Raw genomic sequence first — 6,572 nt, 5'->3', positions numbered from 1 at the left:
GGGCGAACCCAACTACCATCGGCGCTGAAGAGCTTAACTGCTGTGTTCGGCATGGGAACAGGTGTGACCTCTTCGCTATTACCACCAGACCTCTTATGTATGCTGCCCTTTTCTTAAGGACAAGTTAGATTATATATGTTACCGTAAGAAAATGCAATACATTTTTTAAAAATAAACTAGAATTATTTATGATCTGTTAAATAAGGATTAATCTATTTCATGTAGAATCAAAAATAAGCATCTCTTATTTTACCCGAACATGAAATCATTTGGCAACTAGAAAGATATGAACTTTGTCTCTTTTACCGCTATTTATATAAACTCTTTAGATTGATTTCCAATAGAAACGAAAGCTGCTGAATGGAATGATTCAGCAGCTTTCTTCTTCTATGTGACAATTGTTCGAAGGCTATTTTCGGGAAAAACTCTGTGATTTTTAATATCATAAGCGAAACCCATTACACTCTGTCATTTAAATTAGTTGATCTGAACACTCAAGTAGAAGACTTCATCTCAAAATATCATTCTTATAACCTGTTTCACATAGACAAATCGAACAACTAGGAAGTAAACAATCTGAATGATTGCAAAGCTTCCTAAGACGAGTGTCGACTCAACTAGCAGATTGTAATCAAACAAGCGCGATAAAGCAGTTAGCGCAACTGCACCATGAAGCAATGCAATAACAATCGGGGAGAAAAATAGTATTGCAATTTGCCGGCTGACTACCTTCTTCAGCTCAGATTGTGTTAATCCGATTTTGGCAATCGAACGGAACTTGCGTTTTTCTTCATCAATATCAATAAATAATCGGAAATACAGAAAGCTTCCTGCGGAAACGAAGAACACAATTCCTATAAACAAGCCGATAAATAACATTGGCCCAAACACCTTATTAATTTCATAGATTGTATAATCTACGGAATTTACTTTAAACGGCAATTGCTCTGCTAACTTTTCTCCCGCTTCGATTACTTGATTCTCTTGTCTAACCTCTGCTTTCCATACAACACTCCTATCTGTGTTAACAGCTGGTCCAAGCTGGTCATACGTCTTGTCATTCACAACGTAATATCCCATCATATCTGCCAAGACTTGAGATTTCACCACTTGACTTGGCTGCACTTTTTGACCATCAATCCGCTGGACACTGGATGCCATTAGCACTTCACTAACTTTCGATCCTTGTGCAAGTGCATCATTTTGTTCAATTATTATTGCTTCATTTTCTCCAGGATGGAGCTCTTTTTCCTCGATAAGTGCTGCCAAACGATTATAGTCAGACGCTCTTGCTATAAACACTTCACTATCTTCTGTTCTATTAAAATAAGTCAAATCTATCGCTTCCATCTTCGCATTTATCTTTTCCTCGTCCAAGATAGCGTTGATTCTATTGATATCTTTTTCTATCATTTGTTCGCTGTCATCCCGGAATGGAGCATACTTATAGGTATATGGATTTAACTGTTTTACTCCTTTTGTAGAATAAGATTGAAATCCATATAAAGCCCCAATGGCACTAAAAGCAACAGTTGAGATAATCGCCACCATGAAAAATGTCCTTGCGTTATCCTTCATACGAAACGATAGGTCAGCGAAAAGCAGCATATTCGTTTTCCGCCAAAAGATAGATCTCTTATTTTTTAATCGGCGGATAATATACACACTCAATTGGGTGAACAGAATATAGGTTCCAAGTGTTATGACGATAAGAACAGGAATCATCACAAAGATAACCGTCTCACCCTTTGCATAAAGTGCTGTACCATATCCTCCAATAAGCAGTAATGCTGCAAAAAGTGATAAAATCACAGAAGATTTCGGCTCTCCTTTGGACTTTTTATCTCCCTTAATCAAATCAGTCAGTTTATTCGTACGCAGAATAATCGAAACAAAAACCGATATACAGAGAAAAAGAAAGATAAAGCTGCCAAACGTCACAATAATCGCAAATGCAGGAAAATAAAAATGTAGCGATTCATTGATGATCAATACATTTTCAGCAATCAACAGAATGAATTTCGCGAATACCAAGCCTGCAAGGATCCCGCCAATTGTTGCAAAAAATCCTATCAAGCTATTTTCCAGGAATACCATCAGACGTATTTGCTTGCTGGACGCTCCTAGACTTATTAACAAACCAAACTCTTTCTTTCTCGATTGTAAGAAAGAACTCATCGAATACAAGATAAAGAAGAAAGAAAATACATAGATGATTCCACCAGCGACAGCCATTCCGAATGGTGCATACTTATTAACGGATTCCTCTGAAAAAGCTGGATGGAATGCAAAGATTGCAAATGTGAAAAATACCATTACCGTGAACATACTGCTAAGGAAGTACGCAATATACAACCGTTTATTGCGTACTACGTTATTAAACGCGAACTGCCGAAAGGTCATTATCATCGCCTCCCATCAAGGAAAGCATATCAATTATTTTCTGGAAAAATGCTTGTCTGCTCTCCCCCCGATGAATCTCGGAATGCAGCTTCCCGTCCCGAATAAACACAACACGATCAGAATAACTGGCAGCTTGCGGATCATGCGTTACCATCAACAAGCTTGTTTTATTTCTCTCATTGATGGATACCAGCATCTTCATGACATCCTTAGCCGCTTTTGAATCAAGGTTTCCTGTTGGCTCATCCGCTAGCAGTAATTTCGGCTCATGGATCATCGCCCTGGCAATGGCTACCCGTTGCGCCTGTCCGCCGGAAATCTCATACGTGCGTTTATTCATAATTGGTTGGATGCCAAGACTCTTCGCTATCTGCTGTGCCTTCTGTTGCATCTCTCCTGCTCGGACACCATCTAATGTAAGAGGCAGAATGATATTTTCCTGAACCGTAAGAGTGTGCAGTAAGTTGAAATCCTGAAAGATGAATCCAAGTTCGTTACGGCGGAATTTAGCCAATGCATTTTTCTTTAGCTGATGCGGCTGCTGCCCATCGATTTCTACTTGCCCCGTTGTCGGTGCATCGTTTGTGGAAATGATATTCAAAAGGGTTGTTTTCCCGCTGCCCGATGGGCCCATAATGGCCACGAATTCACCCTTTTCTATTTCTAAATCGATATCTGTAAGAGCTCGATAAGCTACCTTACCTTCATAAATTTTACTGACTTTTTTAAGCTTGAGCATAATCCATTCTCCTCTCCAATGCTTAATCTAAGCATAGCCTGAGCAGTATACGTCCTACTATCGATTATGCTTTCACGAATCTTACATTGATGTAAGGTTTTGAGTCTTGGAGAAGATGATTCGAAATGTTGCTCCTTTACCTACGGTTGATTCCATTTCTAGACGGTGATCCAGTTTTTCAGTGACCTCTTTTACTAAATACAGCCCCATTCCTGTAGACTCGCGGTATTTCCTGCCATTTTCACCGGTATAAAACTTATTGAAAATACGTTTCTGATCCACTACAGGAATACCTATTCCAAAGTCCTTCACTTCAAGCACCAATTCTCCTAACCTTTCATAGACAGAAAGAATAAGCTGATTCGATCTTCCTGCAGAGTATTTGACGGCATTATGTATCAGCTGTGCCAACAGGAAGAATAGCCATTTTTCATCCGTCTCCACCATAGCCCCTGCTTTCTCTTCCTTCAGTACCGGATATACTTCATTGCGAATGTAAAATCGCTTGTTTTCTTGATTGACTTCCTGGATCAGCTTGGAAAGGACGACAGGCTTGATATGAAAATCTTCTGTAATAGTACGAAGCCTCGCTAAATAGAGAACTGTATTCAATCCTTCCCGCATACGTTCCGTTTCCTCCCGAAGACTGGACGATTCTGGTTCGTCCAGCGTTTGAGCTGTTAATTCGATGATAGAGAGCGGTGTCTTCATTTGATGGACCCAACGATCCATAAACATCAAATGCTCGTCCTGTCTATCTTCCCCTTTCAGCAGTTCTTCCTGATATAAGCGGTATTGGTCAGTAAGCAATTGATCGAGCGCTTCTGAAACAGGTGCGCGTTCGGTTGTCTCTAAAGATTGATCGAGCGCTGTGAAAGAATGCTGTAGTCGCTGATAAAAATTCCTACGGCTGAAGTATCGATAACAGAGAACTACGGTTATTAGAAGCAACGATAGGAAAAATGCATATAGACTAACACCAACATCCCGGTAGCCATCCAGCCAAAATAGTATCGGAATCATTACAGCTTGGAAAAGCTGTACCGAAATGAGCATCACATGCTCGCGAAAGAATAATCTCATGCTTTCTCCTCTTTCCATGTAATGCGCAATCGATATCCAGTCCCTCTGATTGTTTCTACTGCATCTTCAATTCCTACCTCCTGGAACTTATTACGGACACGAGTTATATTCACATTCAAGGTATTTTCGTCCACATAAACTTGATCATCCCACAACTTCTCCAGCAAGTCTTGCCGCCCAGCAACCCGAGGATAACGCTCCAGCAAGCTTTCGATAATGTCTGTTTCTTTTTTAGTCAATTGAGTTGATTTATTCTCAAATCGCAGCTCCAATCTTTCCGGATAAAAGTGCAAACCTTCCTGGATCAGCACTCTTTCCTCTAACTTTGCTGCATATTCACCATAAGCACGACGCATTTGGCTTCTGATTTTCGCCATGACAATATCGGGGTTGAATGGTTTTGTGATAAAGTCATCGCCGCCATTCTCGATCGCCATCACTTGATCCATTTCTCCAGTTCGAGCGGAAATAAAAATCACCGGGCAAATAGATACTTTCCTTATTTGCCTGCACCAATAATAGCCATCAAAACTAGGCAGGTTGATATCCAGTAAGATAAGCTTAGGCTGTACATCTAGGAATGTATCTATTACTTTTTCGAAATCTTTAGCTATAGTCACGTCATACCTGTACTTTTCTATGTGTGAACTCAAATATTCAGCAATTTTCATGTCATCTTCCACAATCATGATTCGATCCATAAGTTATTTCTCCCTAGCTATTTATTTAGCTTAATTTTACCATCTGAATCTGCACGAATGTTATACCTAATAACCCGATCCATCTTTTAAGGGGAACTTTTGTTGGAATCCTTGATTTTTTTTAAAAAAATATGTGATCGGCTAAGCACTATTCCCCTTCACTGCGTTGGCTAAATGCAAAAAAGCCATCATCTTATAACATTAGAAGATGATGGCTTTTTTAATTGCTACTTGCGCGCTTATTTAACTTTTATCACAATCTTACCTTTTGCATGGTGTGTTTCACTTAATTCATGTGCTTCTTGTAAAGCTTCCGCTGAAAAATCGAATACATGGCCTACTTGAGGCTTAATAATTCCTTTCTCAAGTAATTCTCCTAATTCACCTAATTGCTTACCATTTGGCGTTAACCAATATGAGCTTGCCGTTACTTGATGCTTCTCTGCCAATGCCTCATCAGGTTGTCCGGCAATTGTTACTAGTCTGCCGCCGCGCTTTAGAACTTGGAAGCTCTTGTTTAAGATCTCGCCGCCCATTGTATCGATGACTGCATCATAATCACTTAATTCGTCTACAAATTGCTGCGTTCGGTAATTAATGCATTCATCAGCACCTAACTCTTTTACATATGCTTCATTTTTTTCACTTGCAGTTGTCGCAACATAGGCACCCAAATGTTTTGCCATTTGAATTGCCATACTCCCTACACCACCAGCTCCAGCTTGGATCAATACTTTATCACCTTTCTTGACCTTTGTATTGTCCACTAGACACTGCCAAGCGGTTAACCCAGCTAACGGAATAGAGGCAGCTTCTTCAAATGTGAGGTTGCTGGGCTTTTTCGCAAGCAATTCATCATCCACAGCCGTAAATTCCGCATAAGTACCCGCAGCGGTAGTATCAGGTCGCGCGAATACTTCATCCCCAACCTGATAATTCTTCACTTCACTTCCAATTTCAACTATCTTACCTGCAACATCCCAGCCAAGGATAATCGGGAAAGACCAATCGAGCATCTGCTTTAAGTAACCCGCACGAAGCTTCCAATCAATCGGATTAACAGAAGTGGCATACACCTCAACAAGCACTTGATTTGGTTTTATTTCAGGTTTCGGCAATTCTTTCTCTACTAATACATTTTTATCGCCGTATTCATTAATTATAACTGCACGCATGAATAACACTCCCTTTTATCAACTATATTTTTAAGCTCTATTCTTCTTTCTTACCTAAAAAGTCATACCTTCTTATCAGAGCTAAACGTTTTCTATATCATGGGTAATACAAGATATATTTTAACTTCTATTATCTTTAAATCAAACTGAACTGCTTATAGATGAAATTTCTAAAGTTATATTATAGAAAACAACTCGCTATTTAGCCTCTTTGATGACTTTATATATTTAAGTCCAACTATTTTGCTTATGCTTATTCTCTTAAACATACCATAGCTATTGTTACTAAAATTTAGTCACCATTATGTAAGCCCTAAGTATTCATAAAGAAAACATACAAAAAAGACCCTAACTTTACGTTAGGGTCTTGATTTGACAGCTTTGGCATACTGTCTGTGATACCGGTGGCCGGGGTCGAACCGGCACTCCTTACGGAACACGATTTTGAGTCGTGCGCGTCTGCCAATTCCG

Annotated in this window: 5 protein-coding genes and 1 rRNA gene; all 6 read right to left on the bottom strand. The window is 39.6% G+C overall.

The features are described 5' to 3' along the window. Positions 1–89 (bottom strand): 5S ribosomal RNA (gene rrf / locus ACH6C1_RS19535); the annotation flags it as partial. Between the two features lie 424 nt (positions 90–513). Beyond that, positions 514–2,403, bottom strand: a complete 1,890-nt coding sequence (locus ACH6C1_RS19530; protein WP_374080135.1) for an ABC transporter permease — start codon at positions 2,401–2,403, stop codon at positions 514–516. Then, on the bottom strand, positions 2,378–3,142 hold the full coding sequence (locus ACH6C1_RS19525; protein ID WP_374080132.1) for an ABC transporter ATP-binding protein: 765 nt from the start codon (positions 3,140–3,142) through the stop codon (positions 2,378–2,380). The genes ACH6C1_RS19530 and ACH6C1_RS19525 overlap by 26 nt, the downstream gene beginning before the upstream one ends. Positions 3,143–3,223: 81 nt before the next feature. Then, positions 3,224–4,225: a sensor histidine kinase gene (locus ACH6C1_RS19520; protein ID WP_374080130.1), complete on the bottom strand. Its 1,002-nt coding sequence runs from the start codon at positions 4,223–4,225 to the stop codon at positions 3,224–3,226. After that, the gene (locus ACH6C1_RS19515; RefSeq protein WP_374080128.1) at positions 4,222–4,926 is read right to left on the bottom strand and encodes a response regulator transcription factor; all 705 of its coding nucleotides are present in this window, start codon (positions 4,924–4,926) and stop codon (positions 4,222–4,224) included. Before ACH6C1_RS19515 ends, ACH6C1_RS19520 begins: the two co-directional genes overlap by 4 nt. 239 nt (positions 4,927–5,165) lie before the next feature. Beyond that, on the bottom strand, positions 5,166–6,101 hold the full coding sequence (locus tag ACH6C1_RS19510; protein ID WP_374080125.1) for an NADP-dependent oxidoreductase: 936 nt from the start codon (positions 6,099–6,101) through the stop codon (positions 5,166–5,168). Positions 6,102–6,572 lie beyond the last annotated feature (471 nt).

Source organism: Terribacillus sp. JSM ZJ617 (genome assembly GCF_044383785.1).
Taxonomy (GTDB): domain Bacteria; phylum Bacillota; class Bacilli; order Bacillales; family Amphibacillaceae; genus Terribacillus.
Note: the sequence above shows the minus strand (reverse complement) of the source record. Positions and strands in the feature narration are given on the sequence as shown.

What these genes read in the sequence shown, in the direction of transcription:
- ACH6C1_RS19525 (WP_374080132.1), bottom strand. Translation starts at nt 3,142, where the DNA reads ATGCTCAAGCTTAAAAAAGTCAGTAAAATTTATGAAGGTAAGGTAGCT.
- ACH6C1_RS19510 (WP_374080125.1), bottom strand. Translation starts at nt 6,101, where the DNA reads ATGCGTGCAGTTATAATTAATGAATACGGCGATAAAAATGTATTAGTA.
- ACH6C1_RS19520 (WP_374080130.1), bottom strand. Translation starts at nt 4,225, where the DNA reads ATGAGATTATTCTTTCGCGAGCATGTGATGCTCATTTCGGTACAGCTT.
- ACH6C1_RS19515 (WP_374080128.1), bottom strand. Translation starts at nt 4,926, where the DNA reads ATGGATCGAATCATGATTGTGGAAGATGACATGAAAATTGCTGAATAT.
- ACH6C1_RS19530 (WP_374080135.1), bottom strand. Translation starts at nt 2,403, where the DNA reads ATGACCTTTCGGCAGTTCGCGTTTAATAACGTAGTACGCAATAAACGG.